This window comes from Oceanobacillus sp. NCCP-135, assembly GCF_059698015.1.
In genome coordinates, this window is record NZ_BAAKSZ010000001.1 from 19,156 (window position 1) to 35,206 (window position 16,051).

18 protein-coding genes are annotated in these 16,051 nt (G+C 36.5%); 8 read left to right on the top strand and 10 right to left on the bottom strand.

Annotation, left to right across the window (positions count from 1 at the left end):
- Positions 1-13: 13 nt before the first annotated feature.
- The gene (locus AC6HVZ_RS00095) at positions 14-394 is read right to left on the bottom strand and encodes a globin domain-containing protein (protein WP_497556088.1); all 381 of its coding nucleotides are present in this window, start codon (positions 392-394) and stop codon (positions 14-16) included.
- Between the two features lie 119 nt (positions 395-513).
- Positions 514-1,086 (bottom strand): CYTH domain-containing protein, encoded by a 573-nt coding sequence (locus tag AC6HVZ_RS00100; protein ID WP_497556089.1) that lies wholly within the window; start codon positions 1,084-1,086, stop codon positions 514-516.
- Between the two features lie 303 nt (positions 1,087-1,389).
- Between AC6HVZ_RS00100 and yjbM the strand changes: the two genes are divergently transcribed.
- The 3 genes from yjbM (at position 1,390) to AC6HVZ_RS00115 (ending at position 4,195) form a co-directional block, all read left to right on the top strand.
- Positions 1,390-1,998 (top strand): GTP diphosphokinase, encoded by a 609-nt coding sequence (gene yjbM / locus AC6HVZ_RS00105; protein ID WP_497556090.1) that lies wholly within the window; start codon positions 1,390-1,392, stop codon positions 1,996-1,998.
- A gap of 487 nt (positions 1,999-2,485) precedes the next feature.
- On the top strand, positions 2,486-3,295 hold the full coding sequence (locus AC6HVZ_RS00110) for an NAD kinase (protein WP_497556091.1): 810 nt from the start codon (positions 2,486-2,488) through the stop codon (positions 3,293-3,295).
- Positions 3,296-3,310: 15 nt separating this feature from the next.
- On the top strand, positions 3,311-4,195 hold the full coding sequence (locus AC6HVZ_RS00115) for an RluA family pseudouridine synthase (protein WP_497556092.1): 885 nt from the start codon (positions 3,311-3,313) through the stop codon (positions 4,193-4,195).
- On the opposite strand, the gene prpE is transcribed toward AC6HVZ_RS00115, so the two are convergent.
- Complete coding sequence (gene prpE / locus AC6HVZ_RS00120; protein ID WP_497556093.1) at positions 4,192-4,929, bottom strand: bis(5'-nucleosyl)-tetraphosphatase PrpE; 738 nt, start codon at positions 4,927-4,929, stop codon at positions 4,192-4,194. The two genes, AC6HVZ_RS00115 and prpE, sit on opposite strands and share 4 nt — an antisense overlap.
- A 431-nt stretch (positions 4,930-5,360) precedes the next feature.
- On the opposite strand from prpE, the gene mgtE reads away from it, so the two are divergent.
- Together mgtE and AC6HVZ_RS00130 are read left to right on the top strand one after the other, a co-directional pair.
- On the top strand, positions 5,361-6,743 hold the full coding sequence (gene mgtE / locus AC6HVZ_RS00125; protein ID WP_497556094.1) for a magnesium transporter: 1,383 nt from the start codon (positions 5,361-5,363) through the stop codon (positions 6,741-6,743).
- A 209-nt stretch (positions 6,744-6,952) separates the two neighbouring features.
- A complete protein-coding gene (locus AC6HVZ_RS00130; protein ID WP_497556095.1) occupies positions 6,953-7,546 on the top strand; it encodes a CotO family spore coat protein in 594 nt (197 codons plus the stop codon).
- Between the two features lie 277 nt (positions 7,547-7,823).
- Here AC6HVZ_RS00130 and AC6HVZ_RS00135 read toward each other — a convergent pair whose 3' ends face one another.
- Positions 7,824-8,282: a CotY/CotZ family spore coat protein gene (locus tag AC6HVZ_RS00135; protein ID WP_497556096.1), complete on the bottom strand. Its 459-nt coding sequence runs from the start codon at positions 8,280-8,282 to the stop codon at positions 7,824-7,826.
- A 202-nt stretch (positions 8,283-8,484) separates the two neighbouring features.
- On the opposite strand from AC6HVZ_RS00135, the gene AC6HVZ_RS00140 reads away from it, so the two are divergent.
- The 3 genes from AC6HVZ_RS00140 to AC6HVZ_RS00150 all read left to right on the top strand — a co-directional run bounded on the left by AC6HVZ_RS00140 (position 8,485) and on the right by AC6HVZ_RS00150 (position 9,503).
- Entirely contained in the window at positions 8,485-8,853 is a 369-nt protein-coding gene (locus tag AC6HVZ_RS00140) for a hypothetical protein (RefSeq protein ID WP_497556097.1), read from the top strand.
- A 68-nt stretch (positions 8,854-8,921) separates the two neighbouring features.
- Positions 8,922-9,125, top strand: a complete 204-nt coding sequence (locus AC6HVZ_RS00145; protein ID WP_497556098.1) for a hypothetical protein — start codon at positions 8,922-8,924, stop codon at positions 9,123-9,125.
- Positions 9,126-9,239: 114 nt separating this feature from the next.
- Positions 9,240-9,503: a hypothetical protein gene (locus tag AC6HVZ_RS00150; protein ID WP_497556099.1), complete on the top strand. Its 264-nt coding sequence runs from the start codon at positions 9,240-9,242 to the stop codon at positions 9,501-9,503.
- Between the two features lie 79 nt (positions 9,504-9,582).
- On the opposite strand, the gene AC6HVZ_RS00155 is transcribed toward AC6HVZ_RS00150, so the two are convergent.
- From AC6HVZ_RS00155 to AC6HVZ_RS00180, 6 genes are all read right to left on the bottom strand, one after another.
- Complete coding sequence (locus AC6HVZ_RS00155; protein ID WP_497556100.1) at positions 9,583-10,272, bottom strand: DUF421 domain-containing protein; 690 nt, start codon at positions 10,270-10,272, stop codon at positions 9,583-9,585.
- A 175-nt stretch (positions 10,273-10,447) separates the two neighbouring features.
- Positions 10,448-10,870: a GNAT family N-acetyltransferase gene (locus AC6HVZ_RS00160; RefSeq protein WP_497556101.1), complete on the bottom strand. Its 423-nt coding sequence runs from the start codon at positions 10,868-10,870 to the stop codon at positions 10,448-10,450.
- Positions 10,867-11,385: a YjcG family protein gene (locus AC6HVZ_RS00165; protein ID WP_497556102.1), complete on the bottom strand. Its 519-nt coding sequence runs from the start codon at positions 11,383-11,385 to the stop codon at positions 10,867-10,869. Before AC6HVZ_RS00165 ends, AC6HVZ_RS00160 begins: the two co-directional genes overlap by 4 nt.
- 318 nt (positions 11,386-11,703) lie before the next feature.
- A complete protein-coding gene (locus AC6HVZ_RS00170; RefSeq protein ID WP_497556103.1) occupies positions 11,704-12,429 on the bottom strand; it encodes an alpha/beta hydrolase in 726 nt (241 codons plus the stop codon).
- A gap of 71 nt (positions 12,430-12,500) precedes the next feature.
- Positions 12,501-14,327 carry an ABC transporter ATP-binding protein gene (locus AC6HVZ_RS00175; protein WP_497556104.1) on the bottom strand — a complete coding sequence of 609 codons (1,827 nt, stop codon included), beginning with the start codon at positions 14,325-14,327 and terminating at the stop codon, positions 12,501-12,503.
- On the bottom strand, positions 14,317-16,047 hold the full coding sequence (locus AC6HVZ_RS00180) for an ABC transporter ATP-binding protein (RefSeq protein ID WP_497556105.1): 1,731 nt from the start codon (positions 16,045-16,047) through the stop codon (positions 14,317-14,319). The genes AC6HVZ_RS00175 and AC6HVZ_RS00180 overlap by 11 nt, the downstream gene beginning before the upstream one ends.
- Positions 16,048-16,051 lie beyond the last annotated feature (4 nt).

Sequence of the window (16,051 nt, forward strand, 5' to 3'; positions counted from 1 at the left end):
ATTCTCCTTTCTATTATTCTGATGTGTTCATCATGTGGTTTGCGGTCATTGTTAATTTTTCAAATATAGCTGTGCGATACGGTTCTTCGATTTCTGCTTCCATTAGTGCTTCAGCCATGCATTCCAACCACGCATCCCTTCGTTCTGGAGTGATTGGGAATGGTAAGTGTCTCCTTCTAAGCATTGGATGCCCACGGTCTTCTTGATATAATTTAGGCCCACCAAAGAACTGTGTTAAAAATAAGCGTTGTTTTCTCGCTGTTTCAGTTAAGTCTTTAGGAAAAATAGGGATAAGCTTTGGATGTTGACCTACTCGCTTGTAGAATGCAGTAACAAGTCTATCTATCGGATCAAATCCGCCAATTGCCTCAAATATTGTTCCCGGGCGCATCATATATCTATCTCCTTACTTTATACACTTCAACATTAACATTTATTTAATATCGTATATTATATTGTAGCAATGGAACGAAATGCGGGCAAATAATCTGATTTTCATTTAGTATAAATTACCTATTTATCAAAGGTTGAAAAAAATCGTTTAATTTTATTTGGTGTTTCCCTTTTTTGGATATGATATTTCATTAGTAGGAAGTTGAATGTTTCCAAGCCAATATTTTTGGTTGGTGCTTCTAGCTCTAACTCATAGTCTGCGTACCCATTATACGTACTGTAATCAAGTACGAGTAATACCTCGTTATATTTTACTTCACGTCGTTTGGTCGTTAAGCTTCCGAAATAAATTAAGCTTGCTAATGAAATTCCTTTTGCTGTCAGTTGTTTGGTTGTATTCCATTTTTCTTTTATATTTCCATCCAACCAGGAATGTGCTTCCTCTTTCGTTAACATATCATGAGTTTCTAGTAATCCTTGTGGGTGTGGTTCCTTTAATGTTAATGTATATTTTCCATTCTTCTCTCTAATTCTTAATGCACAGCCATTCCTTTTTAGAGAAAAGTCTTTTGTTTCAAAATAATAGTTCGTTTGTGTTTCACTATATTCAGGAAAAGGAAGATTATCCGACAAACGGTCAAACTCTTCCTTTGATAATAAATTTTTATATTCGATTTCTATTTCCTGTGTCATGTAAAAACCCCCATATCTAAAAATAGGTTACAATTGATTATGGCTAATTCTTATAGAATATGCAAAGATTAGCCATTCACGGAAATTATGATAAAATAGTATTGACATCTCTAAGTGCCAGTTCAAAAGGAAGAATTCAACATACTTTATGATACGCATTGTAAGTATGAGTTTATAAGGAAATCAGTATAGTTACTAAAGCTTTTACACTAGAGTATAGGGTTTCTTTGAGAGCTAATAAACGTAGAAGATTCCCTCAAACGAAAGCCGATTTTTCTAAGATGAATATAGGTGGTGTTGACTATGAATTGGGAAGCAATACTTGCACCTTATGCACAGGTCGTTGAGGAGCTTAAAGTGAAACTGAAGGGCATCAGAAAACAATTCAAGTATGATTCTAGACATTCCCCAATCGAATTTATAACTGGAAGAGTGAAACCAATTCCGAGTATTTTACAAAAGATCGAAACCAAACAAATCCCTTTAGAAAATATTGAAAGAGCTATTCCAGACATAGCAGGAGTTCGAGTAGTTTGTCAATTTGTTGATGATATATACACGGTTGTTGAAATGCTTCGTACACGTAAAGACTTTGAAATAATCGAAGAAAAGGATTATATCTCTAGAAAGAAAGAAAGTGGCTACAGGTCATTTCATATGATAATTGAATACCCGGTTGAAACGATCGATGGATTTAAAAAAGTCATTGCTGAAATTCAAATACGGACATTTGCAATGAACTTCTGGGCAATCAATGAGCATTCCCTTAATTATAAATATAAAGGAAGTATTCCAACAGAAATTAAAAAGAGACTGCAACGTGCGGCAGAAGCTGCATTTAAATTGGATGAGGAAATGTCTAAAATAAAACATGAGATCCAGGAGGCACAGCGGATTTTTCATAGAAAATGATTACATAAAGGGCCTAAGGTGCTAAGGACTTGACATAGCTTTTTTTACAGTTAAGTTAAATAGATGATAGATTTTTATAGTTTTATAAGCTTGTTCAAAAAGGATTAAAAAAGTAAAATCGGCTAAGTACGCAAGCCTACTTATAGCAGGTGATGACATAGCGGACTCTTGCGCATTTTACGATATGTGTCTACTGCATCATTTTCCAAGAATTAGTATCGTAATCATATTAGCAGATCGTTTTATGCGTAAGAATCACATAGCGTGTTCTGTGCATCGAAGTTTGAGGCGGTTTAGCTTTGTAGAGCGGAACGTATGCAATTAATTCGTGAACAAATGTTCTTGTACGTAGGAAAAGTATTTTTTCTCTTTCAAGCAACAAAAAAGCAAGCCAACCAGAAACATTGAAGTGTTATTTTTACCAGACTTTTTGAACATCCTTTATAAAGTAAAAAGAATGATTTTATCATAAGGGAGATAATCTAAAGTGAAATTTAAAATTGTGTCAAGAGGCGATGAACGTTCTAATCGAATGAAAGCTACTATGAAACAATATTTAACTGAATTTGATTTGGTATATGATAAAGATACTCCGGATCTCGTGATTTCAGTCGGAGGGGATGGAACATTTCTTGAAGCATTTCATAGCTATGTAAATCGATTGAAAGACACTGCATTTATCGGTGTTCATACTGGGCATTTAGGGTTTTACGCAGATTGGACACCGGATGAAGTGGAGAAATTAATCATTGAAATTGCAAAAACACCATTTCAAGTGGTAGAATATCCTTTGCTTGAAGTAACCATACGTGCTGAATCTGGTGGTAAAGAAGATCGCTTCCTTGCGTTAAATGAAGCAATGATAAAAACAGCAGATGGATCTGTTGTTTTTGATGTAGAAATAAAGGGAGAGCATTTTGAAACATTTCGTGGAGATGGATTATGTGTTTCCACTCCCTCTGGAAGTACAGCATATAATAAAGCACTGGGTGGGGGTATTATTCATCCTTCGCTTGAGGCAATCCAGCTTACAGAAATGGCTTCTATTAATAATCGTGTTTTCCGTACAATCGGTTCGCCATTAATATTACCAAAGCATCATACATGTCTTTTAAAGCCTATGGTAAATCGTAGCTTTTTAATTGCAATTGATCATTTTACAACGAATTATACAAATGTAAAATCAATTCAATGCCGAGTTGCGGATGAAAAAATTCGTTTTGCCAGATTTAAGCCATTTCCTTTTTGGAATAGAGTACGTGATGCCTTTATAAGTGAGGGCGAAAATAAAATATAGTGGAGTAGAGTGGGAATGAAATGGACGATACCTAACCAACATGATAGTATGATCATTCGTGATTATTTGCAAAAAGTCCATGGTTTTTCGAGAAGATTAATTAAAAGAGTGAAGTATGAGGGTGGAGACATACGCGTTAATGGTACCCAGGAAGGAGTAAGGTATTCCTTAAAAACAGGAGACCTTCTGGAAATTAAGTTTCCTCCCGAAATGATACCAAGTGGTATGCGACCAGAGGAAATGGAACTGTCTATTATTTATGAGGATGATACTATTATTGTGATGGACAAGCCACCTCAAATGGTAACGATACCCTCTTTAAATCATCCAGTAGGAACTATTGCTAATGGGCTTTTAGGTTATTATGAAAAAAATAATATTCCACACACTGTACATATCGTTACAAGATTGGATCGGGATACTTCCGGAATAGTTTTGATAGCTAAACATCAATACAGTCATTCTTTGCTTTCAGTATTACAAAAAAATGGTAAGGTAAAACGGAAATATAAAGCAATTATTGAAGGTCATTTGATAAAAAAACAGGGGACAATCGATGCTCCAATCGGTAGAAAGGCTGGCTCCATTATTGAACGTACAGTCATAGATACGGGAAAAAGAGCGATTACTGATTATAAGGTTATGGATGAATTAACAAGTCATTCCCTATTAGAAATTGATCTTAAAACTGGTAGGACACATCAAATCCGGGTACATTTCTCATTCATCGGTCACCCCATAGCTGGTGACGATTTATATGGGGCTTCAACTGCACAGATTAATCGGCAGGCACTACATTGTTTTGAATTAAGCTTTGAACATCCGTTAACGAAGGAGAAGCTGGTGTTTACGTCTGAACTGCCAGACGATATGCAACAGCTAATTTCTAGGATCTATTAAAAATTGGTGAATTTTTCCGCAATAAATTGCTGTTTTGATGGAACGCTGATTGTTGTCTCTTCAGGGAGACGAAAGGCTGTTAATGCATTTCCAAACACGCAGCCTGTATCAATGTTAATTGTTTTATTTATTTTACGCGGTTGTTTAACAGGAGTATGTCCGTAAATAATCCAATGGTCCCCATGATAATGCTGTGCCCAGTCCCTGCGAATCGGTCGGCCATCCTCTAGGAATTCTCCAGTGATATCACCATAAAGGACGAATGTTTTTACCTTTTTATCAGTCCGACCAATATAGGTTTCTTTCATTCCGGCATGTGCAACAATTGCTTTAGCTTCTGGCAGCTGTAAATAAAGTGGGGCACCCTCATACAATGTTATAAATTGATTGGACAATATTTTTTGTTTTTCTTCAGGTAAAGCTTTATATTCTGCTATAGTTGTTTCTAATCCATGGCGTTCATAAACTTTATTACCGAGAAAATAACGATATAACTTATTACAATGATTTCCTGGTACATATTTTGCTTTACCGTGAACAATAACCATTTCATAAGCAAGCTGAATTACACCAAGAGATGCTGGACCTCTATCGGTAATATCTCCTAAGAATACAGGTATTCTGTGATCGGGATGAATATATATGTTATGTTGCCTTTGATAGCCAAGTGCGGAAAATAGTTCTCGTAATTCTTCCAGACAGCCATGTACATCACCAATGACATCAATTTTCATACTAAAACCACCTTGCTATTTGCTTTATTAGTTAAATTCAATTATTATATTTTGCATGGATTTGTTAAAAATGGATAACTAATAGATTATCCATTTTTAACAAATCTATAACAAGTATAGCGTAGACTGCTACAATTTGTTATTGTTTCATATATAGAAAAGCCGGGAAATATTTACAATACGTGCGTGTTCAAAAAGAAGGATGAAAGGGCCGAGAAGTTCGAGAAGTTTGAGGCGAAAAAGCAAGTGAACGAGCTTCTCGTGTAATGTGGTGACTTCTGCGTTCAACACAATGATTTTTCGGTGGTGCGAACCTTGGCGCAGTCCCAGACGTGTTGGTACTGAGTATAATATCCCCTAAGATGTGTCAGTTTTATCGGACTTTTCGAACAACCTACATATGGATAGTGGGTAAGAGAGGATGTGTTTAAATGGAAGCTTATAGTAAAGTTGAAAGTAATTATGAAGAAAAATACGAAGAACATTGGAAGAAACTGAGAGCTGCCTTAAATAATGAACAAATGGAACATTTTCGATTAGATTTCCTTGATTTGCATCCATATGATCAAGCGATGTTTTTTTTGGAACAGCCAAAAGATTCTCGCTTGCAGATATATTCTTATTTATCCCCTGAAGAAATTGGGGAATTAATGGAAAATATTGAACTGGAAGATATCGAGGTCTTCTTTGCAGAAATGGATCCTCGTTTCGCATCCATGGTTCTGGCAGAAATGGCAGTAGATAATGCAGTAGATATCTTAAATGAACTGGATAAAGATCAGGTAATCAGTTTTTTAACGATTATGGATAAAGAAGCGGCAGATGAAATTAAACAATTACTTCATTATGAAGAAAAAACTGCCGGTAGTATAATGACAACTGAATTTGTTGCATTGTATCAAACGCAAACCGCTAAAGAAGCAATGCAGCAGCTAAAAGCGAAAGCACCAGATGCAGAGACTATTTATTATTTATATATTCTTGATGAAGATAAACGATTAGTAGGTGTGCTTTCTTTACGGGATTTAATTATAGCTGATGAGAATTTGCATATTCAAGAGATTATGAGTGAAAAAGTTGTTACAGTATCCGTTGCGAAAGACCAGGAAGAAATTGCGCAAATGATGCGGGATTATGACTTTCTTGCACTTCCGGTTGTTGATTTTCAACAGCATTTATTAGGAATTATTACAGTCGATGATATCATGGATGTTATGGAAGAAGAAGCGAGTGAGGATTATTCTAGATTGGCAGGTGTGTCTGAAGAGGAACGTAGTAATGATAATGCATTTATTTCAGCAAAAAAACGTTTGCCGTGGCTAATTATTTTACTGTTTTTAGGAATGTTTACAGCAAGTCTGATTGGTCGATTTGAAGAAACTCTTGACCAGGTGACAGTATTAGCTATCTTTATACCATTAATTGCCGGGATGGCTGGAAACACTGGAACACAAGCATTGGCAGTTGCTGTTCGTGGACTGGCTACAGGTGAATATGGCAAACATGGTAAAGCAAAACTGATTATACGAGAAGCGGGTACAGGTTTAATCACCGGAACTGTCTGTGGAATTGTCATTACAGTCGTTATTTATTTATGGCAGGGCGATGTATTTTTAGGCTTACTTGTAGGAATTTCAATTATGGCCACATTAATTGTAGCAACCCTGGCCGGATCACTGATACCAATATTAATGGATCGTTTTAAAATCGATCCCGCCGTAGCATCCGGTCCATTTATCACTACAATCAATGATATTATTTCAATTTTAATCTATTTTGGCATGGCAACAGCATTTATGGGTTTATTGATATAGATTATGTTAAGGGAAACAGCATTCTGATAGGGTGTTGTTTTTTATTTGGAATGTATGCTGGGAATCTCGGGCCGGGATGGTCGCTCGAGAGCGAGAACATCAGCTCGAGAGCGGGAACATCACTCTCAAAACAATTACCGCACTAAACACATTTCATTTACTGGGTTCATATAATGGGTTGACGAATTAAATAAAGGGGAGATTCATACATGGGAAAGAAGAAAATTGCAAGGGATCCGCTGCTTTATATTCATCAGCCGACCAATCAGACACCGAAAGCACCAATGCAGTATAATTATGTTACTCCAAAAAAATCAAGTGAATCCGAACAGCAGCGGCAGGAGGATTCATCGACGGGCTCTGCTGAAAAGCGTCCAGTAAAGCGTCCAGTAAAGCGTAATGCCTATTATAAGGAATTGAATCGAACTGAATACAGTGATTATAAAAATGAAGCAGATGTACAGGGGAATCCTGAAGACACAGATGAGCAAAACGGCCAACACAGTAAGGACGACCAAGGTGAACTAGAAGCAGCATCAGATAAAGATATAGATAAACCATCGACTACTGTGGGGTCAATGAAATTCAAAGAAATGACGCTGGAGGAAAAGGTTGCATATTTTGTAAATAAACCAAGCTATACGCCAAAAATGAGATGTGAGATTAAGACAGAAGAAAAAACATATCGTGGAATCATTACGGATTACAAAGAAAATGATGTGTTTATACGTGTAGGAAAAAGATCCTCAAGTACACAAATTCCAATGGATAAAATAAATAATATTCGAATGCTAGGGTTTTAGGTACAACTAATTCAGACAGTATTGATCAAGTTGTAATCACTATTTTATTAAGTTTATTCCCAAATAGGATGATTGATACTAGGAAATGGTTTACTTTATTAGCGGAAAATCCCTTAAAGGTGCAAAGAAACTAGGATTGATTCTAATTCTAGATGAACTTAGCTGGTTGTATCATTGGCTTTGAGAAAAAGCCTTTTCCCATACCAAAAAAAATACACCAGGGAAAAGAGGGATGAACCTCTTCTCAATGGTGTATTTTAATTTCACCCATTTTCAATTACTTAAATGCATCAATTGCCGGTAAGCAAGTAACGTGGCAGAAGCAGTTTAAATCAACGGTTATACAGATTCCTGTAGCACGAAGACGTCCTGTGTGCTGTTCAACAGGGTTATCCGGATTGTCTTTATCGTCTTCTCTGTCTCTTAGTAACTCAAGAATTGCACAGCAATCATCCGTTACTTTCTTAACTCTGAAATAGAAGCTGCCTTCTACATCGCGGATTCTTCTTGGATGTGCACCGAAACCTTTAAATGGTTTACAATTACCTTTACAATATAGAAGTACAGGAACTGTATCCAAACCGTTTCCGTCGTCTCTTTCGCCTAGCAAATCATTAATAGACTGATCACAGCTGCTATCACAACAATTTTCTACAACATCATTTTGAGCATCTGCAATTTCCTTTAGAACATCACATACACAATTACCTGTGTCAAACTCTTTTCCACAACCCATGAAATATTACTCCTTTCAAAATATAATTGACTCAGTTGTCTTTAATAGAATATGTGTTAGTACACAGATTGTGTGGGCATTCATCAGGAATCCTTTAGATAATTTTCATAGGATATTCTGTAATAAAGGGCTGATGACTATACTTGATATCAATTTCTACATATGCTAATAAAGACCAAAATTAAAAAGGGGTGAAGGAAGGATGTCTGGAAAGAAACAAGTTATCCATGTGAAAGATCTGGTGATTAAAGCTGATAATGTTACAATAGAACGTTTGCGTCGTGACAAACATGATCCATTCTTCGGATCGAATCAGGATCGTAATGACGAGGAAAGTCCGGAATCATCAGAACGAGCTGGACGTCATGAGCCATTCTTTGGTTCAGATCGAGGTCGGGATGATGAAGAAAGTTCATCTGATTCATCAGAGCATCAACAATCACGTGACCCATTCTCCTGGTTTACACGGGGAGACAATGATGAGGAAAGTCCAGAATCATCAAGTTCAAGACATCATCACGATAAAAGCAGTGATGATGAAAATAGAGGAAGGCCGTTTTCCTGGTTTTAAATTAAATAGACTAAACATTAAGGCGGCTATCTGTTAGCTGCCTTTCATTTACCGTTTGGAGGGTTAGAATGAAAAAACCGGAGATTCCAGGATTAAAACATTTACGAGCCATTGAGAAACATTTAGAAAAAAATGAAAAGATCTTTCAACAACCGGTGAAGAAAATACAGGAATTTGAAAAAGAAATGGCAGACTGGAATGATGAATTTTTGCAACTGATTTCAAAAGTAGAAAGTGCAATAACCGAACTTGAAAAACGATTGGAAGAATAATGGAAAGCATATTTTTATAAAAAAAGGGTATAGGTAAGTGAAAAGGGACATAAAAATTAGTAATGTTACGAATATTATTATAAATAGTCAGTTAAAATAAGGAGGAATATTGCGATGGGATATATTTTACCGATTGAGCATTATCAATATAATGATTATCAAAAACGTATCACACAAGAGAAACGCAATCCTCATTTTATTGAACGGCCATTCAAAGTAATATTGGAAAAACAGCATCAGGAAATAATAAACGAGTTTGATCGATTAAATGGAATTTCTGACAGCTATCGGTACCCTGTTAGATTTGAGAAGCCGAATACAGAGAAGTATTATGGAGAAATAACAGGAAAAGGACAGAAATTTAATGCGAATGTATAGCTATTACAAAATTATTCCTAAAAATAAGGTAGATTATATTTCAAAATAAAAAGGTATGAGTACTAATCGTACTAGGCGATTAGTTTTCATACCTTTCATGATTTCTATTTACAAACGGAAGGATAAATAGCTTTTTCCCTTTCATATATTCAGCGTAGAACACATCTTCAACTTTATCGTATTCTTGCTCTCTTAATTGTTCTTGCAGCCATTCTTCAGTTAGATTCTTTTCCTTTAGATTATCATAAATAATTTCACCATCATTTATTAATGTTGTAGACAGTGACACATCTTGTGGTGATACTTTCATATCGCTTTTTGTTGGAGTTTGAAAAGGGGACTTTTTTAGGACAGAAACAGTACCATTTGTCTCTAAAATAGCATATTCAACCTCTTGAATTGAGAAAACATCCTTTCCCCTTAGCAGGTTTTGCAGCTGATCGATATCAAGCTTGTTTTTTTTCATTGTATCACGGACTAACTTCCCCTTATAAATGACGATGGAAGGGCTTCCCTCCAAGAGTGCTCGGGTTCTTTTGAATTTTTGTGAGATAATTTCGGTGACGTATAATAATCCACCCCATAATGTAATCACGAATGCTATTTCAGGCACCCCAGCCTTAGCGTCAAATAATGCATTTCCAACAAGCTCACCTAAAATTAAAGCGGAAATAAAATCGAAAGCAGTTAATTGGCTAATTTGTGTTTTTCCTAGTATTTTAGTTAAAATAAATAAGGCAAAAAAACCAAAAAGAGTTTCAAATAACATCGGTAAAAAATTCGACAATGTGATCATTCCCCTCTCTAAAGCATTTACAGTTTAGTGTTACCCGGAATTTTTGAATTAATTCACGAGGGAAGGAGGGGGAAACAATCCTTGTAAGGGGATAAAGCATCATTCATAATAAAAAGGGCGCCCCTTTTAAATCGGAGTGCCCCATCAATTATAATTCTTTAATCATTGTTACATGTGGGATGCCTGCATCCATAAATTCTCCTGAAACTGTTTCGTACCCAAGATATTGATAAAACTTTTGAGCATGTGTTTGTGCGTTTAGTTTGACTTTTGTGTAGCCTTTTTCTGAAATGATTTCTTCCATTGCGTTGATTATTTGTGTTCCATGTGATTTTCCACGATACTTTTTCAATACACATATGCGTTCAAGCTTACCATAGTTGTCCACGAAACGGAGACGACTAGCCGCAATGGGTTCCCCGTTCTGATAACCGATGAAGTGAATAGCAGTTTGATCATGCTCGTCAAGTTCCTCTTCAGCTGGTACCTTTTGTTCTTCAACAAAAACAACCATTCGAACGTTGTAAGCCTGTTCTAGCTCTTCATGTGTTTCGACTAACTTAATATTCACACATGTTCCTTTCCAAACACAAATGATTCGAACACGGTCCAAGCGCCATTTTCCAATTGGTAAAGCAGCTGGAAGCGATCGATTTTATCTTCAATCTGGAAGTTCTTCATTTTCATACTTCCAAACACATCAGAATACTCATCTTCCAATAGCTTCTGTGCAACAGTTATATGCGGGACGAAGGAATACTGTCTGTTATCAGGAAACGTGCCTGAATGCATTTTTTCATATAAATCAATCAGTTCCTGAATTGGCTCGACTTTTAAATAAATCGTATTTGTAACAGGTGCAAATGTGCTGACTTTATTTATATTAATCGTAAAAGGATCTGTATCATTTGCAATGTGTTTCAGTTTTGTTACTATCTCATCAATTGTTACTTCGTCTACTTCAAAGGATTCCTTCAATGTAATATGTGGTGGAATCAAAGCATAATGTGGATCATAACGCTTTCTGTATGAGTTTGCCTCATCCTGAATTGCTTTTGATGGAAAAATAGCGATACCATATTTCATCATTAAAAACCTCCTATTATATTTTATCATTTTTAAAGTACTACATATGATGGATCAGTATATCTTTTTTATTGGCACCAGAAAGTATTTCCATATTTATTTCTGCATCATTGCCATGATTAATACTTCGGAGCAATCGACCGCAGACGAAAAGTGTTTTTCGCCTGAACTAAAGATTAGCACAGGATGCATGCGCTCCAGAAGCGAAATATCCCTTCAAGAATTCTTTTAACGAATGCCAAGGTTTCTATCCATTATCTATTATTATAACAAAGATTCATCAGAAATAAGAGGGTTATTTTCATATAATTGTAAATACTAATTAAACATTGTAGTAAGAACACGCTTCATATCCTTCTGCCAATACTTCCATGTATGCTTTCCATCCTCTAATTCATTATAATGATAGCTGACACCTTTTGTTTTTAAAAGATCATTTAATTCACGATTTGGTGTAATAAAGTCAGATGTATTACCGTCTGTAGTGTCCACTTCGGTTTCAGCTGTTCCGATTGTATGATATATATCGACTGAATGAATGTCTTTTGCGTTTGTCACTGTGTCGAGCACCGTTTGATCAACATATGGTGATTGCATAATAACCTTGCCAAATGTATGTGGATATTTAAGCGCAGTCATCAAAGCTAATGTGCCTGCAAGTGAATCACCCATCAGTGCCCGGGACTGTCCCATATGATAGGTGGGAAGCTCATGATCAAGCAGTGGAACAACCTCATGGACCAAAAATTTTATGTAGGCTGCATTTTGTTCCCCTGATGGATGATATTTTTTCCGGCGATCAAATTTATCCCTGTAGTGAATGCCGGCAAATACGGTATTCGTAATTTCCTGTGCCGCATGCAGCCTATCACTTAATGTCGCAATTCTCCCCATTTGAAAATAATCATTCCCATCCTGCATGATACAAATATTATATTTATATAATGGAGAGAAGCTTTCAGGCTGGTATATTTTCAAGTGCATTTCTTCATTTAAATAGCTGCTTTCAAATACTTTTTCTGTAAAAGAACCTTTTCTACCCATATAAACACCTCAATTAACTATATATACACGAATAATAGTACGATAAACAAGCTATGTTTATTATAGCTAGATCAGTTCACTTTTTCTAACAATTGCTCTTTGAATAATTTGTAGTAACTACCCTGAAGGTCTAGAAGTTCCTCATGGCTTCCTTGTTCAACGATTTCGCCATGCTCCAGCATGATAATTTTATCTGCCTCCTGAATCGTATTTAGTCGATGGGCAATCACAAAGCTTGTGCGATCTTTCATCAGACGTTTTAATGCATCTTGAATTTTCAATTCTGTAATCGTATCAATATTACTTGTCGCTTCATCAAGTACAAGTATGGCTGGTTTAGCAAGAAGGGCTCGAGCTATGGTTAACAGCTGCTTCTGTCCCTGACTGATTCCACTGCCATCCTGATCTAAAATCGTATCATAGCCGCCTGGAAGCTTTTTTATGAAATCATGTGCATTGGCATCTTTTGCTGCAAGAATAACTTCTTCATCTGTTGCATCCAAACGACCATAGCGGATATTTTCCCTAATTGAATCATGGAATAAAAAGGAATCCTGAAGAACAAATGCCATATGCTTGCGAAGGTTTGACCGTTTCATATCCTTTAAATCGATTCCATCTAATGAAATTTTTCCACTGTCATAATTATAAAAACGTGAAATAAGATTGATGATTGTGGTTTTCCCTGCACCTGTATGACCAACAAAGGCTACAGTCTCACCAGACCTTGCTTCAAAACTGATGTTTTTTAAAATAGGTGTCTCTTCATAAGCGAAGGATACATCCTCAAAAGTTATATGTCCGTTTGTTGAGGTAAGTTCTTTTGCGTGATTCTCATCTGTTTCTTCCTGTTTTTCATCAATGACGTTAAATACACGTTCAGCTCCAGCTACAGCAGAAAGCAGAATATTAAACTGGTTGGAAAGTTCATTTAATGGTCTGGTAAACTGCCGCGCATATTCGGTGAAAATAACAATGACACCAACTGTAACTAGTCCTGTACCATTAATGGCAAGAATACCACCAACGAGGGCAATCAGACCAAAGCCCAGGAAGTTCAGCATATTCATTACTTTTGGGATGAAACCGGAAATCGTCAATGCCCAGAAGCCTGTATTTTTCAACTTATTATTTCGTTCTTTAAATTCACGAATAACCCTGTCTTCTTGGGAGAAGGTTTTCACAATATGCTGACCTGACACAATTTCTTCCACATAGCCATTTACTTCACCAAGATCATTTTGCTGCAGTTTATATAATGGACCCGTCCGTTTTGTGATCCACTTCATTCCTAAAAACATTAATGGAATAATCGACATTGTTACAGCAGTTAAAATCGGACTAAGGTAAAGCATGACAGTAACCGTACCAACAAGTGTTAGCACGCTGGCAAATATCTGAATAACAGATTGGTTCAATGTATTATTCACATTATCAATATCATTTGTTACACGGCTCATCAATTCCCCATGCTGTCGTTCATCAAAATAGGAAATAGGCAGGCGATGGAACTGATGAAATAAATCAGAACGCAGTGCATATACTGTGTTTTGTGCAATTCCTACCATCCAAAAGTTTTGCATGAAAATCGATACAGAATGGAATAAGTAAATGATGACCAACCATACAAGGAGAATGCCAAGACCAGCACTTTCCTTCGTAACAATAAAATCATCAATTGCCATCCCGATCATAAATGGCCCAAGCAGGCTTAATCCTGAACTAATCAGTACCATTAAAATAACGAGTGTCAGCTTAGCTTTTTCACGAGCTAAATAGGACCAGATTCGTTTAATAGTTCCGACAGTATTTTTCGCTTTCTTTTTCTTATTTGCTTCAATATTATCAATGGCTATCCTTTCATATTGAAAAGGCTTCTTCAGCTGGTTATTTGGCATATGCATACTCCTTTCCAAATTGTGATTTCACAATTTTCTGGTATAGCCCGGAATTCTTCAACAGTTCTTCATGTGTTCCAATAGCGAGTACTTTTCCATCATCCATCAGTAAAATTCGATCAGCACTACTGGCTGTGGATATTTTCTGTGTAATAATTAATGTTGTGCAATCATAATCCTGGATTGCCTTTAAAAGGAGTGATTCTGTTGCTAGATCAAGTGCACTCGTACTATCGTCGAGCATTAAAATCTTCGGTTTGCGAATCAATGCACGGGCAATCGAAATACGCTGCTTTTGTCCCCCAGACAGGTTAACCCCTTTTTGGCCGACCTTTGTGTCATATTGATGTGATAATTCCATGATTGTGTCATGAATCTGTGCATCCTTTGCTGCCTGAATAATTTCGTCTGTTGTCGCACCATTTTTACCCCAGGCAATATTATTGGTGATTGATCCTGTAAACAGAAGAGGACTTTGCGGTACATAGCCAATACTTCCCCTAAGCTGATCCAGTGTATAAGAAGAAATAGGTTTAGAATCAATTAAAATTTCGCCCTGAGTTACATCATATAGACGTGGAATTAGCTGAAATAAAGATGTTTTTCCAGTTCCTGTCGTACCAATAATTGCGAGCTTTTCACCAGCATTCACGTTGAAGGAAATTCCCTTTAAAACTGTTTCATTTGTACCTGGATAAGCAAACGACACATCTTTATATGCAATCTTACCGTATGTCACTTTGGCTTGCTTATCTGCATCCTGATGATCTATTAAATCAATATCCAATGTAAGTACCTCACTAACCCTGCTAGCAGAAGCCTTTGTACGAGAAAATGCCAGAATAATAAAGGTGAACATGGAAATAGCCATTGATACTCGAAGTGCATAATTGACGATGGTAACAACTTCACCAACAGAAGTTTCGCCGGCAATGGACTGCACATTTCCAAACCAAATAATGAAAATCAAGCTTAAATTCATGATAAATAAAAGAATCGGCATGGACGCTTCTACAAAGCGAAATGTTGTGCGTGTAATGTTTGCCAAGTCTCCATTTGCCTTTGTGAAACGACTTTCTTCATGATTACGACGCAGAAAAGCTTTAATAAGTCTCATTCCTGCAAGGTTTTCCTGCATCACGCGGTTCACATTATCGACATTACGCTGCACCTTATCAAACATTTTACTCGCAACTTTTAGTACCCACAATAGGAATAAGATGAGCAGCGGCACAGTAATGAGAAAGATAAGTGCAAGCCTAGCATTCACCACAAACGCCATGAGTACCCCACCAACAACGATTAGCGGAGCTTTAGCCATAATCCGAAGTGCCATGAAAATGGTATTCTGGATTTGTCTGATATCATTGGTAAATCTTGTAACAAGCCCAGAAGTAGGGTATTGATTCAAGTTTTTAAAGGAAAACGCTTGAATCTTTCCAAATAACCGCTGACGAATATCATAGCCAAACGCAAAACTCACATGTGATGAATAAAAGGAATTAATAATCCCGGCTATAAATCCGATAAAGGCAAGACCAATCATGATGCTACCCCACATGATGATATTATTTAAATCCTGATTGATTACGCCATCATTGATCATTAGTCCAAGAAAGAAAGGAAGCAGCAGCTCCACCGCCAGTTCAACAAATGTTAAGCAATATGCGATTATAATAGGTAGTTTATATGGTTTCAAAAACGAAAAAACGTTTCTCACGTTG

What these genes read in the sequence shown, in the direction of transcription:
- prpE (WP_497556093.1), bottom strand. Translation starts at nt 4,929, where the DNA reads ATGAAAATTGATGTCATTGGTGATGTACATGGCTGTCTGGAAGAATTA.
- AC6HVZ_RS00155 (WP_497556100.1), bottom strand. Translation starts at nt 10,272, where the DNA reads ATGTTATTTGAAACTCTTTTTGGTTTTTTTGCCTTATTTATTTTAACT.
- AC6HVZ_RS00145 (WP_497556098.1), top strand. Translation starts at nt 8,922, where the DNA reads ATGAAAAAACCGGAGATTCCAGGATTAAAACATTTACGAGCCATTGAG.
- AC6HVZ_RS00165 (WP_497556102.1), bottom strand. Translation starts at nt 11,385, where the DNA reads ATGAAATATGGTATCGCTATTTTTCCATCAAAAGCAATTCAGGATGAG.
- AC6HVZ_RS00130 (WP_497556095.1), top strand. Translation starts at nt 6,953, where the DNA reads ATGGGAAAGAAGAAAATTGCAAGGGATCCGCTGCTTTATATTCATCAG.
- yjbM (WP_497556090.1), top strand. Translation starts at nt 1,390, where the DNA reads ATGAATTGGGAAGCAATACTTGCACCTTATGCACAGGTCGTTGAGGAG.
- AC6HVZ_RS00150 (WP_497556099.1), top strand. Translation starts at nt 9,240, where the DNA reads ATGGGATATATTTTACCGATTGAGCATTATCAATATAATGATTATCAA.
- AC6HVZ_RS00175 (WP_497556104.1), bottom strand. Translation starts at nt 14,327, where the DNA reads ATGCCAAATAACCAGCTGAAGAAGCCTTTTCAATATGAAAGGATAGCC.
- AC6HVZ_RS00095 (WP_497556088.1), bottom strand. Translation starts at nt 394, where the DNA reads ATGATGCGCCCGGGAACAATATTTGAGGCAATTGGCGGATTTGATCCG.
- AC6HVZ_RS00115 (WP_497556092.1), top strand. Translation starts at nt 3,311, where the DNA reads ATGAAATGGACGATACCTAACCAACATGATAGTATGATCATTCGTGAT.
- AC6HVZ_RS00135 (WP_497556096.1), bottom strand. Translation starts at nt 8,282, where the DNA reads ATGGGTTGTGGAAAAGAGTTTGACACAGGTAATTGTGTATGTGATGTT.
- AC6HVZ_RS00100 (WP_497556089.1), bottom strand. Translation starts at nt 1,086, where the DNA reads ATGACACAGGAAATAGAAATCGAATATAAAAATTTATTATCAAAGGAA.
- mgtE (WP_497556094.1), top strand. Translation starts at nt 5,361, where the DNA reads ATGGAAGCTTATAGTAAAGTTGAAAGTAATTATGAAGAAAAATACGAA.
- AC6HVZ_RS00140 (WP_497556097.1), top strand. Translation starts at nt 8,485, where the DNA reads ATGTCTGGAAAGAAACAAGTTATCCATGTGAAAGATCTGGTGATTAAA.
- AC6HVZ_RS00170 (WP_497556103.1), bottom strand. Translation starts at nt 12,429, where the DNA reads ATGGGTAGAAAAGGTTCTTTTACAGAAAAAGTATTTGAAAGCAGCTAT.